Here is an 18,840-nt window from a genome sequence, read left to right on the forward strand (position 1 = left end):
GCGGCATCACGGGGCGTAGACGGATGGAGCAGAGCAGCGAGAGCGGCGGCGGTATCGACCGGCAGTGAGCAGACGCCGCCTCGGCACAGGACCGCGCTCGGAACGCTTCGGCCTTTCAGGGCGGCGGAGGCGGCGTCCGGCGAGCGACCAGGCTTGTCACTTGGCGAGATATGCAGAACGAGAAGGGATGGATCGCCGGTTTTCGCGGCGGCCATGAGGAAAGGCGCGGCCTCAGCCGGGTCACGCGCGGTCACGACGACGAGCCCGCCATGTTCGAGAGTGTCGGCGGCCTGGAGCAGCCCCGGCATATTCGGGAAGCGCGCCGGCGTGCCGCTGAAGGCACGGATGAGGCGGTCGCAGCGGTCGCGAAAGCGAGGCTCGCCGGTCAGGTGGAACAGTCGGGCGAGCGCATCCGCGAAGAGACCGCTCCCCGAGGGCACCGCCTGGTCTAGCGCACCACGGGGGCGTCCCGCGGCCGCTGGCAGGTCGGTGGCATCCGCTGCCGTGGTGAAGACCGAACCATCCTCGCTGCCGAACCACCGGTCGATGACTGCGACAAGGTTTTCGGCTTCCTCCAGGAACCGTGCGTCGCCACCTGCCTGGTAGAGCGCGAGCGCGGCACCGGCCATGGCACTCTGATCGTCGAGAAGTCCGGCAGCTCCCGGTTGGTTTTGTCTCCAACTATGGAGATATCGGCCATCGGACTGCCTCATGTGGCGTTGGAGAAAGGCGTAACTGGCTTCGGCGAGGTCCAGCCAGTCGGGCTCGTCGAAGACCCTTGCGGCGCGGCAAAGGCCGGTGATCGCGAGCGCGTTCCAATCGGTTAGAACCTTGTCGTCGAGTGCCGGCCGAGGCCTTCTGGCGCGGAGGCGGAACAGGGTTTTGCGGGATGCGGCGAGGCTGGCCGCCTCGACGGGATCGGAAATGGCGCGCAGGCGGCGGAGGATTGTGTGGCCCTCCCAGTTGCCGCCTGGGGTGACGTCATAGACAGCTTTCAGCATCGGGCTCGCCACACCAAGCGCCGCGTCGATCTCAGCCTCGCGCCAGACATAGAAGGTACCCTCATGGCCTTCGGAATCGGCATCCTCGGAAGCCGCGAAAGCGCGACCTCCCGCCTCATCCGCGATGGCCATGTCGCGTGTGAGCCAGGCGACGATCCCCCCAGCGGCTTCGCGATAGGCAGGGTCTGGACGGTCGGCCTCGGCGAGTGCCAGCAATTCGAGGAGCTGACCGTTGTCATAAAGCATCTTTTCAAAATGCGGCGCGAGCCATTCGGCATCGGTCGAATAACGCGCGAAGCCACCGCCGAGGTGGTCGTGGATGCCGCCATCGGCCATGCGCCGCAGCAGGAGGTGAAGCGCCGGGCGACCAGCAGCTACAGCGGGGTCTCGGGCGGCGTGGTGCAAGGCGTTCTGCCAGAGGAAACGGAAGATCGGCGGATTGGGGAATTTGGGCGCGCCGCGCATCCCTCCGCCCGTCATATCCACCAGGCCGAGAAGCCGATGCGCGGAGTCGTCGATGAGGCTCTGCGGGATGCCGTCACCAGGATCGCTCGCGACGCTGTTCTGCAAGGCGCGGGACAGGCCCTGGCGATTCTTGGTGACCGCTTCGGCGCCTTCAGCCCAGGCGGCGGCGATGGCCTCCAGCACTTGCGGGAAGGAAGGGCGGCCGTAGCGTGGCGTTGGAGGGAAGTAAGTGCCGCCCCAGAAAGGATCGCCCTCGGGGGTGAGGAACATGGTCAGCGGCCAGCCACCCTGTTCGCCGAGGGCATGCAAGGCCGTCATGTAAATACCGTCGATGTCCGGCCGCTCTTCGCGATCCACCTTCACCGGGACGAACAGCCGGTTCATCAAGGCCGCGATTTCCGGGTTCTCGAAACTTTCATGGGCCATGACATGGCACCAGTGGCAGGCGGCATAGCCTATCGAGAGCAGGATCGGGCGGTTGGTCTCCCGCGCCTCCGCCAGAGCCTTGGCCCCCCAGGGGCGCCAGGCGACCGGATTGTCGGCGTGCTGCAGGAGGTAGGGGGACGTCTCGTGCCGGAGGAGATTCTCGCTGGTGGTCATCGCGCGTTCCCTCCAAGAGGCGGTCTTGCCCCATTGTTGCTGGCGGTGGAGATAGGGTGGCAAGGCGATCGGCGCCACCCGAGGAGAGATCATGACAGAGACCGCCCAAGAGGCGACGCCCTACTTCGAGGCGCATCTTTTCGTTTGTTGCAATCGGCGACCCGAGGGTCATCATCGCGGTTCCTGTGCGGCCCGCGGCTCCGAGAAACTGCGCGATTATATGAAGGCGAGGGTCAAGGAAGCCGGGATCCCGCATAGCCGTGTGAATCTGGCGGGTTGCCTGGATCGCTGTGAAGAAGGGCCGTGCCTTGTGATCTACCCGGCGGGGATCTGGTACCGCATCGAAACGCGCGAGGATGTCGACGCCATCATCGAGCAGCATCTCATCCTTGGTCACCCGGTAGAGGCGCTGCGCTTGCCGGGCAGAGCAGATTGAGCCGGACGCCGCGATGCGGACGATTTTCGCGCCAATGACGCTGGCGGGTCGCTCCGCCGTTTCCGCAATAAGGCTAAGCGGGCCGGGCGCCGGCGAGATCCTCGCTGCGCTGGGTGGCAGCCTGCCGCCGCCGCGGCGCGCGAGCCTGCGCCGGTTACGCGATGCGGCGGGCGAGACGCTGGACCGGGCGATGGTCATCTGGATGCCGGGGCCGCACAGCTATACGGGTGAGGATGCGGCAGAGCTGCATCTGCATGGCGGCCGCGCGGTGCTCGAGGCCGTTGCCGATTCTTTGGCCGCCGCTGGGGCAGCCTTCGCGGAACCGGGCGAGTTCAGCCGCCGCGCCTTCCTCAATGGGCGCCTCGATTTGCTACAGGCTGAAGCGATCAGTGATTTGGTCGAAGCGGAGACCGCCGGGCAACGCCGCCAGGCGCTTCGTCAGCTGGAGGGCGGTCTTGGTCTGATCTACGCGGATTGGTCGGAGCGGCTCGCGACGATCCTCGCGCATCAGGAGGCTTTGATCGATTTCCCGGACGAGGATCTGCCTCCGGAGGTCGAGGCCGCACTGCTGGGGGAAATCAAGGCATTGCGTGAGGCGACCGGGCAGCATCTCGCTACGGCGCTGGCCGGCGAGAGGATGCGGGAAGGTCTCGTCTTCGTGGTGCAGGGCCCGCCCAATGCGGGGAAGTCGACCTTGGTCAATGCGCTGGCCGGCCGTGAGGTAGCGATCGTTGCCGCGAGCCCGGGGACGACGCGTGACGTGCTCGAGGTTTCGATGGTGATTGGTGAGGCGCCGGTCACCCTGATCGATACGGCGGGGTTGCGAGAGACCTCGGACCCAGTTGAGGCGGAGGGTGTGAGGCGCGCGCGCGTCAAGGTCGCTGACGCCGACCTCGTGTTGCGGCTGATCGATCCTTTGACAGCGTCCGCTTCGGAGCTGGAGATACAGAATCCGCTGGCAGTAGAGGGGGCTGGTGCAAGCCTCGTGATTGGCACGAAGAGCGACCTCGCCGTTGCAGCAGGCGCGATTGATCTTGCGGTGAGCGCCCGGACAGGCGACGGCATGGCGGCACTCCGCGAACGGCTGGCACGCATCGCGCGTGCGATGACGACCTCCGCCGGGCCGGCGCCGCTGACAAGGCAGCGACACCGGCTTCTGGTCGCCGAGGCACATGAGAGGCTGTCCTCCGCTCTCAGGGAAACCGCGCCGGAGCTACGTGCTGAAGACTTGCGCGGCGCGCTCCTGGCATTCGGCGGTTTGACCGGAAAGATCGGTGTCGAGCAGCTTCTCGACCGCATCTTTGGCAACTTCTGCATCGGGAAGTAGCGCCGCCGTCTCCGGAGGGCTAAGACCGCGCGATGCGACAAGATGACTCTTCCCCCCGCGCCGGAGTAGGCGAGAGCTATGACGTGATCGTCGTGGGCGGTGGTCATGCCGGCTGCGAGGCGGCGGCGGCGGCGGCCCGCATGGGGGCGCGCACGCTGCTGCTAACCCACCGCATCGAGACGATCGGCGCGCTTTCCTGCAACCCGGCGATAGGCGGCATCGGCAAGGGCCATCTGGTGCGCGAGGTCGACGCGCTAGATGGGCTGATGGCGCGCGCGGCGGATATGGCGGGCATTCATTTCAAGGTTCTCAATCGCAGCAAGGGTCCGGCGGTTCGCGGCCCGCGCGCCCAGATGGATCGGGCAGTCTATCGCCAGGCGATGAGTGGCCTGCTGGCGGCGCAGCCTGGATTGACGATCCTGGCCGGGGAGGTCGCTGATCTCAGCCTGTCCTCCGATGGACGTATTGCGGGCATCGTCACGGCGGATGGCCGCTGCTTTCGCTGCGGAGCGGCGGTGCTGACCACGGGCACCTTCCTGAACGGCATGATCCATATCGGCTCCAGACACGCCGCCGGGGGACGTGTTGGCGAGGCCGCGGTATTGCCGCTCGCCAAGCGGCTGCGCGGGCTGGGTCTTCCGATTGGGCGCCTTAAGACCGGCACGCCTCCGCGGTTGAGCCGGGCCAGCATTGATTGGGAGAGCCTGCCGGAGGATAGGAGCGAGGACCCGCCAGAGCCCTTCAGCAGCCTGGCGTTGTCGCTCACCAATACGCTCATCAGCTGTCGGGTGACGGGTACGACGCCGGAGACCCATGCGGTAATCCGCGCACATCTTCATGAATCTGCTGTCTATGGCGGCCATTTGTCAGGTCGTGGCCCGCGCTACTGCCCCTCGGTCGAGGATAAGATCCATCGCTTCCCCGATCGGGAGCGGCATCAGATTTTTCTTGAGCCTGAGGGGCTGCCGGGCAATCCGGATGGCGGAACCGTTTATCCCAACGGGATATCGACGAGCCTGCCCGAGAGTGTTCAGAAGGAAATGCTTCGGACGATTCCCGGTCTTGAACGCGCCGAAATTCAGCGCCCTGGCTATGCCATTGAGTATGACTATGTCGACCCCTTGGCGCTTGACCCAACGCTGGAGCTCCGCGCGCTCCCCGGGCTGTTCCTGGCGGGGCAAATCAACGGCACCACCGGCTATGAAGAGGCGGCGGGACAGGGGGTGCTGGCCGGGCTCAACGCGGCTCGACTTGCGGGCGGTGGAGATACGATCCTGATCGACCGCTCCGTAGCTTATATCGGCGTCATGGTGGATGATCTGACGACCCAGGGCGTCGCCGAGCCGTATCGGATGTTCACCTCGCGCTCCGAATATCGGTTGAGCTTGCGGGCGGATAACGCGGATCTGCGCCTCACGGGGAGAGCCCTGGCCTGGGGCTGCCTCGGGACCGAGCGAGCAACGGCCTTCGCCCGCTATGCGGTGGCCCTCGACGCGGCGAGGGCGATGCTGAGCCAGCAAATCCACTCGCCAACGGCGTTGGCGAGGGTCGGTGTCGCCGTACGGGCCGACGGGCGTGCGCGCAGCCTCTTCGAGATCATGGGCAATCCTGACCTCCCTGCTGAAGCATTGGATCGTGCCTTCCCGGAAATCGCGGCGCTCGGCCCCCGGATCCGCGCGACGATCGAGACTGAGGCGCGATACGCGGTCTATCTGGCGCGGCAATCGGCCGAAATCCATAGCTTCCGCAGGGAGGAGGCGGTCGCGATCCCGCCCGGCCTAGATTTCGCGACACTTGGTGGATTGTCCGCGGAAATGCGCGACAAGCTTGTGCGGGCCCAGCCTGCTTCGCTTGGCGCCGCCTCACGGATCCAAGGTATAACCCCCGCGGCCATGGTGGCGATCCTGGCGGGGTTGCGCCGCGCAGACCCGGTTGTTTCACGTGAAACATAATAGCGTGCCGATGGCGGACTCCTCACTGCGCGCGCGTATCGAGCCCCTCGTCGATCTCGTGGAGCGGTGGAACGATACCATACGACTCGTAAGTCGCAGGGATATTCCGGAGCTTTGGCGGCGGCATGTCGAGGACTCTCTGCAACTTCTTCCCTTCGTGCCGCCTGAGGTGAGACGAGCCATCGATCTCGGCTCCGGCGCGGGCTTTCCCGGGCTCATTGTCTCGGTCGCATTGGGTCTCCATGTCGATCTAGTGGAAGCTGACCAACGCAAGGCCGCCTTCCTCCGCGAGGCGATCCATCGTCTCGGAGCCGATGCCACCGTGCATGCGGAGCGAATCGAAGGTCTCGCCATCCCGCCCGCGGAGCTCGTTACCGCCCGCGCACTCTCTGCCTTGCCCCAGCTTTGTGGCTACGCAGCCCCCCTCCTCGCCGCTGGAGGCCTATGCCTGTTCCTGAAGGGCGCGGGCGTCGAGGCGGAGATCCAAGCCGCCGAGGCCGCATGGCACATGACGGTCCAAAGTTTTCCGAGCCGTACTGATCCCTCGGGCAGGATACTCGCGATCACCGATCTGCGGTCCAAGAAAGAGCGTGGGGCATGAGTCTTTCCGCGCGGGCGCGCGCCCTGATTGAGGCCGACCGATCCGAGGTCGTAGCCGATGCGAAAACAAAAACTCCCCCGGCCCATCAAGAAACGCGGGTTATCGCCATCGCCAATCAGAAAGGCGGCGTCGGCAAGACGACGACGGCAATCAATCTTGCCACAGCCCTGGCCGCGCGGGGCCGTTCGGTGCTGCTGGTTGATCTCGACCCCCAGGGGAATGCCTCGACAGGTCTTGGCTTGGACCAAGCCGCGCGCCGCCGCGGCATCTTCGCGGTGCTCGCCGAGGGCCTCCCCGCTGTGGAAGCGCTTGTGCCGACCGCCGTGCCAGGGCTCTCGCTCTTGCCGGCCGAAGCCGACCTCGCGGGTGCGGAAATCGCTCTTGTTGGTCTCGACTATCGCGAAAAGCGGCTTCAGAAGGCCTTGGCGGCAGAGGAGAGGCCCTTTACCGACTACGTGATCATCGATTGCCCCCCTAGCCTCGGCCTCCTCACCTTGAACGCGCTCGTCGCCGCGCGTCACGTCCTGATCCCACTGCAATGCGAGTTCTTCGCCCTCGAAGGCGTTAGCCAGATCACCCAGACAATTGAGGGGGTGCGGCGGCGGCTCAACCCGCAACTCGAGCTCCTCGGCATCGTGCTGACGATGTTCGACCGCCGTAACAATCTCTCGGAACTCGTGGCGCAGGATGTTCGCCGGTTCTTTGGGAAACAGGTCTATGAGACCATGATTCCAAGGAATGTCCGGGTGTCCGAGGCACCGAGCCATGGCAAGCCGGTGCTGCTCTATGATCTCAGGTCCCCCGGTGCCCAGGCCTATATACGGCTCGCCGCGGAACTTGCGGAACGGCTGGAGATGACCCAGGAGAAGCCTCGTGATCGAGTCCGGCCATGAATAGACGCCGTGAAGCCCCTCGCCTTGGACGAGGCCTCGCCATGCTGATGGGCGACAGCGCGGCGTCGGCGCCGGACAGCGTCATCCAGGTCATCCCCATCGACCTTCTGGCGCCCGGGCCTTTCCAGCCACGCCGGCAGATCGATCCCGCCGAACTCGCCGAACTCGCGGCGTCCATCCGCGAACAAGGCGTGCTACAACCGGTCCTGGCCCGTCCGACCCCTGGCGAGGACGGCAAGTTCCAGATCATCGCGGGGGAAAGACGCTGGCGTGCCGCGCAACAGGCAGGATTGCACGAAATTCCCGCCCTCGTGCTCGCCCTCGACGATCGTGAAGCGATGACGGCCGCTCTCGTCGAGAACTTGCAGCGCGAGAATCTTAACCCGATCGACGAGGCGGAAGGCTACCGCCGGCTCGTCGAGGATTTCGCCCTTACCCAGGAGGTCGTGGCGGATCGCGTGGGGAAGTCGCGCAGCCATGTCGCCAATACCTTGCGGCTCCTCAAGCTTCCAGCGCCGGTGCATCATGAGTTGCGGCGTGGCACGATCAGCGCTGGTCATGCGCGGGCGCTTCTTCTCCACCCGGATCCGGCGCGAGCAACCCTCGCGGTGATCGCCCAGGGCCTCAACGTGCGGCAGACCGAGGCGCTGAGCAGCCGCAAGGACCCGACACCCGCAGGCGAACCACGTCCCAAAGATCCGGATACGCTCTCGCTCGAACGCGATCTGACCGAAAAGCTCGGACTCGCGGTCGATATCAGGCGGCGTGGAAGGGGTGGCAGCATCGCACTCCGCTACGATACTCTGGAGCAGCTGGAAGGCATCGTCCTGCTGCTGACCCGCGTCTGAGTCGCCCGGAGATATCGTGATCCACTACGCTTTGCAGTGCCCCAACAATCACCGGTTCGACGGCTGGTTCAATAGCAGCGCGGGCTTTGAAACTCAGGCGGCGACCGGCTTGGTCGCCTGCCCGAACTGCGGCGATACAGGGATTACACGAGCACTGATGTCGCCTGCCCTCGCTAACAAGGCAGCGCGGCCTGCGGCACCTCCGTCCAGAGAGCCAGGCTCGGCCGTGACACCAGCGAATGAACCCGTGCACCCGACCTCACAGCCCGTTGCCTTGCCGGAAGGCCGGATGCCGGACGAAATGCGGGCGGCACTGCAGCGGATGCGTCGTGAGATCGAAACCAAATTCGACTATGTCGGCCCAGGTTTTGCTTCCGAGGCGCGACGCATTCAGTCTGGAGAGACGCCACCCCGCGCGATTTATGGTGAGGCAACGTCGGACGAACGGGAATCTTTGGCCGAAGAGGGAATCGCTTTTGCCAGCCTCCCCTGGGTCGAGCGAGCGGATAGCTGAAGGCTGGAGCTTTTAACAATGGAAGTGGTTCGGAAGAAGCTCTAGCTCTCTATTTTTGGCGAGCATCTTCTACCCGACCGAAGAGCAAGGTCGAGCAGATGATGCTCTAGACCGTTATTCCTTTTTCGCGCGCCCAGCTCGCCAATGGCTCGCGCAGACTTGCGGCGCCTGCATGCCGGTCACGAATCGCCTGCAAGACGGAGGTGAAAGCTCGCAGGTCGGCGCGGCGCAGTGTGGCCTTCACCCGCAACAGCGAGGACGGCGCCATCGAGAGCGTGCGGAAACCGATTGCCGCCAAAACCAATGCATCCATCGGGCGTCCCGCGGCCTCGCCGCAGAAGGATAAAGGCACGCCCGCGGCCGAGGCGGCCTGCACAATCGACTCCAATACATCGAGCACCGGCTCGGAGATGAGGTCGTAGCGCCCCGCGAGATTGGGCGTGCCGCGATCGGCGGCGAAGAGGAATTGCAGCAGGTCGTTCGATCCGACCGAGACGAAATCGGCCTCGCGCATTAAAGCTGGAAGCTGCCAGAGCAGGGCTGGGATCTCCAGCATCGTTCCAGCCGAAATGCGCGCGGGCACTACGCTCGCCCGCGCCAATTCAGCGTCCAGCAATGACCGTGCTGCGCGGAACTCGCTGATCGTCGCGACCATCGGAAACATGATGGAGAGCGGACGTCCCTGGGCCGCCTTGATTAGCGCTCGAAGCTGGCGTCGCATTGTAGAGGGCCGGTCGAGGCCGACGCGCAACGACCGCCAGCCCATGGCCGGATTTTCGCTCGTCGGTACATCGGCGCCGGCCAGGAGCTTGTCCCCACCAAGGTCGAGGGTTCTGAACAGCACCGGACGATCGCCCATGTGATCAAGCACGCGGCTGTATTCAGCTATCTGGTTGCGGAAAGAGCGCTCGCTCGGCAGTTCCATGCCTGACGCCTCACCGCTGGACCGCGACTGGCTTGGCTGACTCTGCGCCAATTGAGCGATCTCGGTGCGGTAGAGGCCAATGCCGGCGGCACCCGTCGCTTCAATCTGGGGCAGTTCCAAGGGCAGCCCCAGATTGAGCAGCAGGGACAACGCCACCCCGTCCTTGGTGACCGTTGGCTTCTGCACGAGTGCGGCTGACCCCACCTCGCCCGAGCGGGTGGCGGATACGGCACTCGCATAAGCCTGCCGAACCGAATCCTCAGGACGCAGGATGAAGAGCCCCTCCTCGGTATCGAGGATCGCATCATCCCCATCGCGCGCCGCGTCCATGACGCCCCGCACATCGGACAGCGCCGGTAACCCCATGGAACGCGCGAGGATCGCCGCATGGCCCGCGGCGCTGCCCTCCTCCAGCACGAAAGCGGCAATGCCGCGGCGATGCCAGTCGAGCAGTTCGGCCGGTCCCAGCCGGCGGGCGACGAGAATTGCCCCCACGACATCGCCGCGATTGGCATTCCGCTCTACCCCGCCATCCACCAGGCCGAGTTGCGTCATGAGGCGATTGCCGAGATCCTCGATATCGACAAGCCGCTCCCGCAGGTACGGATCGGCGATGCGGCGCATGCGGTCGCGCAGCTCAGTCATGATCCGCATAACCGCCGCCTCGGCCGAAAGGCCGGTGTCGATCAGCGCCGCGACCCGCTTGAGCCAGCCGCCATCCATGGCGATGAGGCGATAGGCGGCGAGAATGTCGTTGGCGTGGCCATCAGTCGCGCTGCCGATCAGCTCGTCGAGACCACTCTGCACGCGTTCGCTGGCGGCAATCAGGCGCAATTGCTCTTCGGCTGGATCGGCGGCCAGCAATTGGCGCTTCGACAGATAGGCGTCGAGCCGCACCACAGCTCCGATGACGACGCCATCCGCCAGCGCGAGACCCTGGAACCGCCGAGGCAAGGCATCGCCGAACCCCTCGCCCCGAATCTCGATCGCACCCTGCGCCGCCAGCATCTCGGCCAGCAGCATGGCGACCGTCTCCAGCGCCTCCATCTCCAAATCGGTGAATTCGCGCTGCAAGCGGCTTTGGATAGTCAGCACGCCGATGATATGGCCGGATCGCCGTATGGGGAGCGCCACCAGCGAGGCAAATGCCTCCTCGCCCGTCTCCGGGCGGTGCGCGAAAGCGTGATGCTCGCGCGCGTCGGTGAGATTGAGCGCGCTGCCCATGGCGGCGACAAGGCCGACGATACCCTCGCCGACCCGCATCCTGGTGCGGCCTACGGACCCCGGCTCCAGGCCGTAGGTGGCGGCGAGTTCGAGGAGTTCTCCCGGCCGGATCACATAGAGCGAGCAAACCTCGCAGGCCATTTCGACGGCCACGAGGGCGACGAGCTTCGGCAAGGGCGTGGTGCCCTGGGCCAGGCTCTCCCGCAGCCGCGCGAATAACCTGCGCGATGCGGTGATGGCAGTATCAGACCGCGTTGCGTTGTCCATGTCCGGCCAGCACAAACTCGGCTTGGGCCAATAGGCGCGCAATCACCTCGGCGACTGGCAGTTCCTCGCGAACGAGCCCCACGGATTGGCCGGCCATGACGGAACCTTCGTCGATATCGCCGTCGATCACCGCGCGGCGGAGGGCGCCGGCCCAGAAATGTTCGATCGAAAGCTGCGCTTCCTCGCGGGTTGTTTCCCCCGCCTGAAAACGCCGCGAGGTGTCCGCCTGATGCGCCATGAAGCGCCGTGTTCCCGCATTGACGAGGCCCCGCACAGGGATCACCGGAAAGCGCTCATCGAGCTGCACGGAGGGTAGCGCATCCCGTGCATTCGCCCCGAAGAACGCCTTCTTGAAGCGCGGGTGAGCGATGCTCTCATGCGTTGCGGCGAAAAGCGTGCCGAGCTGGGCACCCGCCGCGCCCATTTGCAGAAGGCCAACGATCGCGTCGCCTCGGCAGAGGCCCCCGGCGACGAAGACCGGCACCTGGGTGATCTCCGGTAAGATCTCCTGCGCCAGGACCATGAGCGAGACCGGGCCGATATGCCCGCCCGCCTCGGAGCCCTCGATCACCAGCGCATCCGCACCGAGGCGTACGAGGCGCTTGGCGAGGACCAAGGCCGGGGCGAAGCAGATCAGCCTGGCGCCGCCATCCTTCACCGTCCGCACCGCGCCACCGCTCGGCACACCGCCCGCCAGCACGACATGACCGACACCGGCGCGGATGCAGACAGCGATGAGATCGTCCAGCGCCGGATGCATGGTGATGAGGTTCACGCCAAAAGGCTTGTCCGTCAGCGCCTGCGTCGCTGCGATTTCTTGTTCGAGCAAAGCGGGTGGCATCGAGCCGCAAGCGATCACACCGAAGCCGCCGGCATTCGAGATCGCGGAGACCAGGTTGCGCTCGCTGACCCAGCTCATCGCGCCGCCCATGATGGCATAACGCGTGCCAAGGAAAGCCGCGCCGCGGCTGCACAGAGACGCCAGCGCCGGCGACAATGCGGGCCCGGCCTCGTTCAGCACCGGCGTGACGGCGGCGTCCAGGACGGGGAGATCAGGCGGCATCGAGACCATACGCCGTATGCAGCGAGCGCACCGCGAGTTCCGTGTAGTCAGCCGCGATCAGAATACTTACCTTTATTTCGCTTGTGGAAATGACTTGGATATTGATCCCCTTCTCCGCCAGCGTCTTGAACATCCGGCTCGCGATACCCGCATGGCTGCGCATGCCGATGCCGACGACGCTGATCTTAGCGACGTTTGTATCAGCCAAGATCTCCCAATAGCCGATCTCCTGCCGTGCGTGAGACAACGCCTCCTGAGCGCGCGGCAAATCCGAGCGGCCGACGGTAAAGGTCATGTCCGTCGTGCCATCTTCCGCGACGTTCTGCACGATCATATCGACATTGACGTTGGCCGAAGCGAGCGCGCCGAATACCGCGGCGGCGATGCCCGGACGATCCGGAACCCGGCGTACCGTCAGCTTCGCCTCGTCGCGCGAATAGGCAATCCCGGTAACGACTTCCTTCTCCACGATCTCTTCCTCGTCAACGACCAGCGTGCCCGGACGATCCTCGAAACTCGACAGGACCTGGACCCGCACCTTTTCCTTCATCGCAAGTTCCACGCTGCGTGTCTGCAAAACCTTGGCGCCGACAGAAGCGAGTTCGAGCATTTCCTCGTAGGAGATGCGTGACAGTTTCCGCGCCTTGGCGACGATGCGCGGGTCGGTGGTATAGACGCCGTCAACATCCGTATAGATGTCGCAGCGATCCGCGCCCAGCGCCGCGGCCAATGCGACCGCCGATGTGTCCGATCCGCCACGGCCCAATGTCGTTATGCGATGGTCAGGGCCGAGACCCTGGAACCCCGCGACCACGGCAACCTGGCCGAGACCCATGCGGCGGATAAGCTCGGCGCCGTCGATTGACGCGATGCGCGCCTTGCCATGCGCGCCATCCGTCTGGATTGGCACCTGCCACCCGGCCCAGGACCGTGCCTCGACGCCGAGATCCTGCAAGGCGATGGCGAGCAAGCCCGTGGTGATCTGCTCGCCCGTCGCGAGAACGACGTCGTATTCCCGCGCGTCGTGCAGCGGCGACAGGCTTTGGCACCAGGAGACGAGCTGGTTTGTGGTGCCCGACATAGCGGAGACCACGACGGCGACCTGATGACCGGCCTCGACCTCGCGCTGCACCCGGCGGGCGACGTTGCGGATACGGTCGAGATCGGCGACGGAGGTACCGCCGAACTTCATGACGATGCGGGCCATAAGTCCTTCCAGGATGTGCGCCCATGCCAGTTTGCTTGAGCGATGCGAGATCTAGCCGCCGTGCCACGGGCACGCTTAAGATACCGCCAGCGCCGCAGCGCGGCGGCCTTGCGGCGGCACACATAGCCGCGCGGCCGGACGGGAGCAATCATGCAAGAGAGCGGTACGATTTCTGAGACGGAAATCGCGCAGTTTGACAAATTAGCGGCCGAATGGTGGGCCCCTCGGGGGCCAATGCGCGCATTACACGAAATGAACCCTCTTCGCGCAACCTGGATCGTGGATCGCGTAAACCGCCATGGCATGGTGCCCGGCACGTTGCTCGATGTTGGCTGCGGCGCGGGCTTATTGGCGGAGGCCTTGGCGGCGAAGGGCATTCCGGTGCTCGGCCTGGATGCGGCACCCGCCGCCATCGCCGCGGCACAAGCCCATGCCGAGGGACGGGACCTGCCTCTGAGTTACCGCCTCGGGCGCGTCGAGGAACTGGTGGCGGAGGGGCAGCGCTTTCCCGTCGTCACGGCGCTGGAGGTGATCGAGCATGTGCCGGACGCTGAGGCCTTCGTCGCGGCGCTTGCGGACCTTGTAGTTCCGGGCGGCCTTCTTTTCGTTTCCACGATGAACCGCAGCCTGCGCGCGCTGCTCACCGCCAAGATCGGCGCGGAATACGTCGTGAGGCTGCTCCCGCGCGGCACGCATGACTGGCGGCGTTTCGTCCCGCCTAAGCGCTTGGCGGCCATGCTTCACACGGCGGGGCTGCGCGTTACCGATAGCGCCGGGCTGAGCTTCGACCCGATGCGCGGCCGATGGCGCGAAAGCCGGGATCTGTCCGTCAATTACATAATGGCGGCCGCGAAATAGACCTCACGCGGCTTTGCGAGCCGCACAGGACGCGCGCAGCGCGGTTTCCGTCTAAATTGCCCCGAGCGATTGACACAGCCCGAACCAGCGCGGGAGAGTCAGACAAAATCCACGATCTGTCTGCCAGGGGAAAACGCATGCCAAGCATAGTCTCAAACGCAACAAGGATCGTGGCGTGAACCGAATCATTAACGACCCCGAGCAGGTGGCCGATGAAGCCATCCATGGCGTGGTCGCGGCTTTCCCCGAGATCCTCGAGAAAACCGACAATCCCCGCGTTCTCCGCGCGACACATCGGCGGGGGACGGGCAAGGTTGGCATTGTGACGGGCGGCGGCTCGGGCCATGAGCCTGCCTTCCTGGGCTTCGTCGGTGCCGGGCTGTGCGATGCGGTCGCCTGCGGCGAGATCTTCGCCTCGCCCACCGCCAAGAGCTTCCACGCGGCGTTCAAGGCGGCCGATGCGGGGGCGGGCGTGGCCTGCCTCTATGGCAACTACGCCGGCGACAACATGAATGTGAAGATGGCGGTGAAGCTCGCCGCCAAGGATGGCGTCGAGGTTCGCACTGTCGTCGCCAATGACGATGTGGCTTCCGCCGCGCGGGCGGAGAAGGAGAAGCGGCGCGGCGTGGCGGGTGAGGTCATGATGTGGAAGGCCGCTGGCGGCCTCGCCGATGAGGGTGGCGATCTGGCCCAGGTCATCGCGGTGGCGCAGAAGGCGATCGACAATACCGGCAGCATCGGCATCGGGCTCTCCGCCTGCACCATCCCGGCCGCGGGCAAGCCCAATTTCACTATCGAGCCCGGCATGATGGAAGTCGGCATCGGCCATCACGGTGAGCCTGGCGTCGCTGTGCTTCCGGTCAAGCCGGCGCGCGAGATGGCAGAGCTTATGCTCGACAAGATCATTGAGGATCTGAGTTTCGGGCGTGGCGATGATGTTGCCGTGCTGGTGTCCGGCCTTGGCGCGACGCCGGTGATGGAGCTCTATCTCCTCTACGGCCATATCGACGAGATGCTGAAGGCACGCGGCATCGGCATTCGTCATCGCTACGTCGGCAACTACTTCACCTCGCTGGAGATGATGGGCGCCTCGATCACTGTGACCCGTCTCGATAGCGAGCTGGACCGGCTGCTCGCCAAGCCGGCGCGGTCGATCGGCCTGACGGTGACGGGATGAAGGACATGGACTCTGTAACGCTGAAGGACGCGGGGCCGATCCTGTTCGACCTCACGGCGATCATCGTGCGCGAACAGGGCCGCCTCAGCGAGATCGACGGCCAGACCGGCGATGGCGACCATGGCGTGAACATGGGCAAAGGCTTCCGCATGGCGGGCGAGCGCTTGCAGGCGAAGCCCGGGTTCACCCTGCCGGAGGGTCTGGAAGCGCTCGGCGACACGCTGCTGAGCGATATCGGCGGCTCCATGGGGCCGCTGTATGGCACGTTCTTCACCGACATGGCCGAGGCTTTGAACGGCAGCGATGTGGTGGACGGGCCGCGTTTCTCGGCCATGCTGAAGGCCGGGCTCGACGCGGTGCAGGGCCTGGGCGAGGCCAAGCCCGGCGACAAGACGCTGGTCGATGTCATCGTGCCGGCGCAACAGGCTTTCGATGCGGCGCAAAGCGGCGGCCAGAGCTTCATTCAGTCGCTTGAGGCGATGAAGAAGGCGGCGGCCGAGGGGCTGGAGGCGACGCGCGGGATGGTCGCCAAGGTCGGCCGCGCCAGCCGGCTGGGGGAGCGCTCTCGCGGCACCCTCGATGCCGGCGCGGCTTCCTGCGAAATGATTTTGTCGACGCTGGCGGACGGGCTGATCGCCCGCCTCACGTCGCAACCCCAGGCATAAGGGACGAGCTCCATGAGCGACACGACACGCCGCAACGATCTGCCCGCGATGATGGACGCAGTCGTTGCCTATGCCCCCGGCGACTATCGCTTCGAGAAAGTCGAAGTGCCGCGCGCCGGTCCTGACGACATCATCATCGAGGTCGAGGCGGTCGGCATCTGCGCGGGCGACATCAAATGCTTCCAGGGCGCGCCATCGTTCTGGGGCGACGACAAGGGCCAGCCGGTCTATGTCAAGGCGCCGATGATTCCGGGCCATGAATTTCTCGGCCGCGCGGTCGAGGTCGGTGCCAATATCGAGCGTGAAGGCCGCTTCAAGGTCGGCGACCGGCTGATCTCCGAGCAGATCGTTCCCTGCGAAAAATGCCGCTACTGCCTGCATGGCGAATACTGGATGTGCGAGGTCCATGACCTCTACGGCTTCCAGAACAACGTCAACGGCGCCATGGCGCGCTACATGCGGTTCCCGAAAACCTCCCGCACCTATCACGTGCCCGAGGGCATGGCGCTGGATGCCGCCGCTCTCATCGAGCCCTTCGCCTGTTCGGTCCATGCCGTGAACCGCGCCAAGATCGAGCTCGATGATTTCGTGGTTCTGGCCGGGGCCGGGACTTTAGGGCTCGGTATGGTCGGCGCGGCGCGGCTGAAGAACCCGACTACGCTGGTGGTGCTGGATACCAAGCAGGACCGGCTGGATATCGCCAAGAAATTCGGCGCGGATATCGTGATGAATCCGCTGGAAGTGGATGTCGTCGCAAAAGTCAAGGAGATGACCGGCGGCTATGGCTGCGATGTCTATATCGAGGCGACGGGCCATCCTTCCAGCGTGCGCCAGGGACTTCAGATGATCCGCAAGCTCGGCCGCTTCGTCGAGTTCAGCGTGTTTGGCGAAGAGGTGACGGCCGATTGGAGCATCATCGGCGACCGCAAGCACCTCGATATCTATGGCGCTCATCTTGGGCCCTATTGCTATCCGTTCACGATTGCCGCAATCGCGGATGGGCGTCTGCCGACCGAAGGGGTGGTGACGCATACGCTGCCGCTAAAGGATTTCCAGAAAGGCTTCGACCTCATGAAGAAGGGCGAGAAGTCGATCAAGACGATTCTGATTCCGTCCTGAAGTTTCGCAGGCCGGGCGGCGACGCTCGGCCTGGTTGTTGCGCCTGCCGTCTTGCTCTGTCGCAAAGGCGCGCGGTTCCGTGCGTCAATTCAAAAAAGCAAATGGGAAGAATGTAGATGAGTAATAAAGAAAAAAGCCTGTTCGATGCTTTCGTGCGGCAGGGCCTGGGGCGGCGCGAGCTTTTCGATCGCGCAGCCAAGCTTGGCCTGGGTGCGGCCGCGACGGGTTCGCTGCTGAACGCGATGCAGAGCCGGGCGCTCGCCGCCGATTACGACTGGATGGCCAATAAGGGCCAGACGCTGCGGCTGCTGCTCAACAAGCATCCCTATGCGGATGCCATGCTGCAGAACCTCAAGCATTTCGAGGAGATGACGGGCCTCAAGGTCACCTACGATATCTTCCCGGAGGATGTGTATTTCGACAAGGTCACCGCCGCGCTTTCGAGCAAATCGACGCAGTATGACGTGTTCATGACGGGTGCTTACCAGACCTGGCAGTATGGCCCGGCTGGCTGGCTGGTGGATCTGAACGAATTCATCAAGGACTCCAGCAAGATGGCGCCCAATTACGATTGGGAAGACATCCTGCCGAACCTGCGCAGTTCGACTGCGTGGAGCGGCAAGCCTGGCGAGCCGCTCGGCACCGCCAATGCGAAGCAGTGGGCACTGCCCTGGGGCTTCGAGATCAACGACGTCAGCTACAACAAGCAGATTTTCGACGCTCAGAAGATCGATCCGCCGAAAAACCTGCCCGATATGATCGAGAAGGGTGCGCAGATCTCCAAGAACGTGCCCGGCGTCTATGGCGTGGGCACCCGCGGCAGCCGCAGCTGGGCGACGATTCACGCGGGCTACCTCTCGGGCTTCACGAATTACGGCGGGCATGATTTCTCGACCGATGGCGGCACGCTGAAGCCGACCATGAACAGCAAGGAAGGCAAGGACTTCACCAAGCAGTGGGTCGATATGCTGCACAAGGCAGGCCCGAAAAACTGGACGCAGTACACCTGGTACGAAGTCGCCAATGACCTCGGGTCGGGCACCTCGGGCATGATCTATGACGCCGATATCATCGGCTTCTTCCAGCAGACGGGCACCAAGGAAGCTGGCCATATCGGCTACGAGGCCTTCACGCCAAACCCCGATGCCAAGGCGCCGACGCCCAACATCTGGATCTGGTCGCTGGCGATGAGCGCATTTTCGCAGAAGCGCGATGCGAGCTGGCGCTTCATGCAGTGGGCCAGCGGTACCGAGCAGCTGACTTTCGGCGCGACCAAAGCCAATCAGGTCGATCCGGTGCGGCAGTCGGTGTGGAAAGACCCCGATTTCCAGTCGCGGCTCAAGGCGACCTATCCGGGCTTCCTGGAGGAATTCCAGGGTGCCGCGCCGGGCGCCAAGATTTACTTCACGCCGCAGCCTTTGTTCTTCAACGTCACGACCGATTGGGCGGCGGCGCTGCAGAAGATGTATGCCGGGCAGGTCTCGGTGGATGATGGTCTCGACCAGCTCGCCGCCAATATCACTCAGCAGCTGAGCGACGCCGGCATTACCAACTGATACGCCTGGGAAGGGGTCCGCGGTCGCGGGCCCCTTCGCGTTACTTTCTCAGAGACCGTTTGAAAATGCTTGTGGCGGCTCGGGGAGGGATGATTCAAGCTCGGGATGTGGACCCGAGAGAACCGAGGCCGGATGGCCGAAA

Annotated in this window: 16 protein-coding genes; 12 read left to right on the forward strand and 4 right to left on the reverse strand. The window is 64.7% G+C overall.

Translation table 11 applies throughout. From position 1 onward, the window contains the following. A partial coding sequence (locus GSQ83_RS15750; protein WP_158803826.1) for a thioredoxin domain-containing protein occupies positions 1 to 2,066 on the reverse strand: 2,066 nt, incomplete at its 3' end. A gap of 91 nt (positions 2,067 to 2,157) precedes the next feature. On the opposite strand from GSQ83_RS15750, the gene GSQ83_RS15755 reads away from it, so the two are divergent. From GSQ83_RS15755 to GSQ83_RS15785, 7 genes are read left to right on the forward strand one after another with little or no spacing between them, the layout of a single operon-like run. Then, positions 2,158 to 2,502 (forward strand): ferredoxin, encoded by a 345-nt coding sequence (locus GSQ83_RS15755; protein WP_158803827.1) that lies wholly within the window; start codon positions 2,158 to 2,160, stop codon positions 2,500 to 2,502. A 13-nt stretch (positions 2,503 to 2,515) separates the two neighbouring features. After that, positions 2,516 to 3,829: a tRNA uridine-5-carboxymethylaminomethyl(34) synthesis GTPase MnmE gene (mnmE, locus tag GSQ83_RS15760; protein ID WP_158803828.1), complete on the forward strand. Its 1,314-nt coding sequence runs from the start codon at positions 2,516 to 2,518 to the stop codon at positions 3,827 to 3,829. Positions 3,830 to 3,861: 32 nt separating this feature from the next. Next, entirely contained in the window at positions 3,862 to 5,781 is a 1,920-nt protein-coding gene (mnmG, locus tag GSQ83_RS15765; protein WP_158803829.1) for a tRNA uridine-5-carboxymethylaminomethyl(34) synthesis enzyme MnmG, read from the forward strand. Then, entirely contained in the window at positions 5,771 to 6,382 is a 612-nt protein-coding gene (gene rsmG / locus GSQ83_RS15770) for a 16S rRNA (guanine(527)-N(7))-methyltransferase RsmG (protein ID WP_254065723.1), read from the forward strand. Before mnmG ends, rsmG begins: the two co-directional genes overlap by 11 nt. Beyond that, positions 6,379 to 7,275, forward strand: a complete 897-nt coding sequence (locus GSQ83_RS15775) for a ParA family protein (protein ID WP_158803830.1) — start codon at positions 6,379 to 6,381, stop codon at positions 7,273 to 7,275. Before rsmG ends, GSQ83_RS15775 begins: the two co-directional genes overlap by 4 nt. Then, on the forward strand, positions 7,272 to 8,123 hold the full coding sequence (locus GSQ83_RS15780; protein ID WP_158803831.1) for a ParB/RepB/Spo0J family partition protein: 852 nt from the start codon (positions 7,272 to 7,274) through the stop codon (positions 8,121 to 8,123). The genes GSQ83_RS15775 and GSQ83_RS15780 overlap by 4 nt, the downstream gene beginning before the upstream one ends. Positions 8,124 to 8,139: 16 nt before the next feature. After that, a complete protein-coding gene (locus GSQ83_RS15785; protein WP_158803832.1) occupies positions 8,140 to 8,637 on the forward strand; it encodes a DUF1178 family protein in 498 nt (165 codons plus the stop codon). Positions 8,638 to 8,743: 106 nt separating this feature from the next. Here GSQ83_RS15785 and GSQ83_RS15790 read toward each other — a convergent pair whose 3' ends face one another. From GSQ83_RS15790 to GSQ83_RS15800, 3 genes are read right to left on the reverse strand one after another with little or no spacing between them, the layout of a single operon-like run. Then, a complete protein-coding gene (locus GSQ83_RS15790) occupies positions 8,744 to 11,053 on the reverse strand; it encodes a putative PEP-binding protein (protein ID WP_158803833.1) in 2,310 nt (769 codons plus the stop codon). Next, positions 11,031 to 12,116 carry a nitronate monooxygenase family protein gene (locus tag GSQ83_RS15795; protein WP_158803834.1) on the reverse strand — a complete coding sequence of 362 codons (1,086 nt, stop codon included), beginning with the start codon at positions 12,114 to 12,116 and terminating at the stop codon, positions 11,031 to 11,033. The genes GSQ83_RS15790 and GSQ83_RS15795 overlap by 23 nt, the downstream gene beginning before the upstream one ends. Next, positions 12,106 to 13,323, reverse strand: a complete 1,218-nt coding sequence (locus GSQ83_RS15800) for an aspartate kinase (RefSeq protein WP_158803835.1) — start codon at positions 13,321 to 13,323, stop codon at positions 12,106 to 12,108. Before GSQ83_RS15800 ends, GSQ83_RS15795 begins: the two co-directional genes overlap by 11 nt. A gap of 150 nt (positions 13,324 to 13,473) precedes the next feature. Here GSQ83_RS15800 and ubiG point away from each other — a divergent pair, with 150 nt between their 5' ends. The 5 genes from ubiG (at position 13,474) to GSQ83_RS15825 (ending at position 18,698) form a co-directional block, all read left to right on the forward strand. Then, positions 13,474 to 14,181: a bifunctional 2-polyprenyl-6-hydroxyphenol methylase/3-demethylubiquinol 3-O-methyltransferase UbiG gene (ubiG, locus tag GSQ83_RS15805; protein ID WP_158803836.1), complete on the forward strand. Its 708-nt coding sequence runs from the start codon at positions 13,474 to 13,476 to the stop codon at positions 14,179 to 14,181. A 175-nt stretch (positions 14,182 to 14,356) separates the two neighbouring features. Beyond that, the gene (locus GSQ83_RS15810) at positions 14,357 to 15,358 is read left to right on the forward strand and encodes a dihydroxyacetone kinase subunit DhaK (protein ID WP_158803837.1); all 1,002 of its coding nucleotides are present in this window, start codon (positions 14,357 to 14,359) and stop codon (positions 15,356 to 15,358) included. 5 nt (positions 15,359 to 15,363) lie between these two features. Further along, positions 15,364 to 16,023 carry a dihydroxyacetone kinase subunit DhaL gene (gene dhaL / locus GSQ83_RS15815; protein WP_158803838.1) on the forward strand — a complete coding sequence of 220 codons (660 nt, stop codon included), beginning with the start codon at positions 15,364 to 15,366 and terminating at the stop codon, positions 16,021 to 16,023. 12 nt (positions 16,024 to 16,035) lie between these two features. Further along, a complete protein-coding gene (locus tag GSQ83_RS15820; protein ID WP_216850226.1) occupies positions 16,036 to 17,142 on the forward strand; it encodes an alcohol dehydrogenase catalytic domain-containing protein in 1,107 nt (368 codons plus the stop codon). Positions 17,143 to 17,258: 116 nt separating this feature from the next. Continuing rightward, positions 17,259 to 18,698, forward strand: a complete 1,440-nt coding sequence (locus tag GSQ83_RS15825; RefSeq protein ID WP_158803839.1) for an extracellular solute-binding protein — start codon at positions 17,259 to 17,261, stop codon at positions 18,696 to 18,698. Positions 18,699 to 18,840: the final 142 nt, after the last annotated feature.

Source organism: Acidisoma sp. L85, assembly GCF_009765865.1.
GTDB lineage: Bacteria > Pseudomonadota > Alphaproteobacteria > Acetobacterales > Acetobacteraceae > Acidisoma.

What these genes read in the sequence shown, in the direction of transcription:
- GSQ83_RS15755 (WP_158803827.1), top strand. Translation starts at nt 2,158, where the DNA reads ATGACAGAGACCGCCCAAGAGGCGACGCCCTACTTCGAGGCGCATCTT.
- mnmE (WP_158803828.1), top strand. Translation starts at nt 2,516, where the DNA reads ATGCGGACGATTTTCGCGCCAATGACGCTGGCGGGTCGCTCCGCCGTT.
- mnmG (WP_158803829.1), top strand. Translation starts at nt 3,862, where the DNA reads ATGCGACAAGATGACTCTTCCCCCCGCGCCGGAGTAGGCGAGAGCTAT.
- GSQ83_RS15775 (WP_158803830.1), top strand. Translation starts at nt 6,379, where the DNA reads ATGAGTCTTTCCGCGCGGGCGCGCGCCCTGATTGAGGCCGACCGATCC.
- GSQ83_RS15780 (WP_158803831.1), top strand. Translation starts at nt 7,272, where the DNA reads ATGAATAGACGCCGTGAAGCCCCTCGCCTTGGACGAGGCCTCGCCATG.
- GSQ83_RS15790 (WP_158803833.1), bottom strand. Translation starts at nt 11,053, where the DNA reads ATGGACAACGCAACGCGGTCTGATACTGCCATCACCGCATCGCGCAGG.
- GSQ83_RS15795 (WP_158803834.1), bottom strand. Translation starts at nt 12,116, where the DNA reads ATGCCGCCTGATCTCCCCGTCCTGGACGCCGCCGTCACGCCGGTGCTG.
- GSQ83_RS15800 (WP_158803835.1), bottom strand. Translation starts at nt 13,323, where the DNA reads ATGGCCCGCATCGTCATGAAGTTCGGCGGTACCTCCGTCGCCGATCTC.
- ubiG (WP_158803836.1), top strand. Translation starts at nt 13,474, where the DNA reads ATGCAAGAGAGCGGTACGATTTCTGAGACGGAAATCGCGCAGTTTGAC.
- dhaL (WP_158803838.1), top strand. Translation starts at nt 15,364, where the DNA reads ATGGACTCTGTAACGCTGAAGGACGCGGGGCCGATCCTGTTCGACCTC.
- GSQ83_RS15820 (WP_216850226.1), top strand. Translation starts at nt 16,036, where the DNA reads ATGAGCGACACGACACGCCGCAACGATCTGCCCGCGATGATGGACGCA.
- GSQ83_RS15825 (WP_158803839.1), top strand. Translation starts at nt 17,259, where the DNA reads ATGAGTAATAAAGAAAAAAGCCTGTTCGATGCTTTCGTGCGGCAGGGC.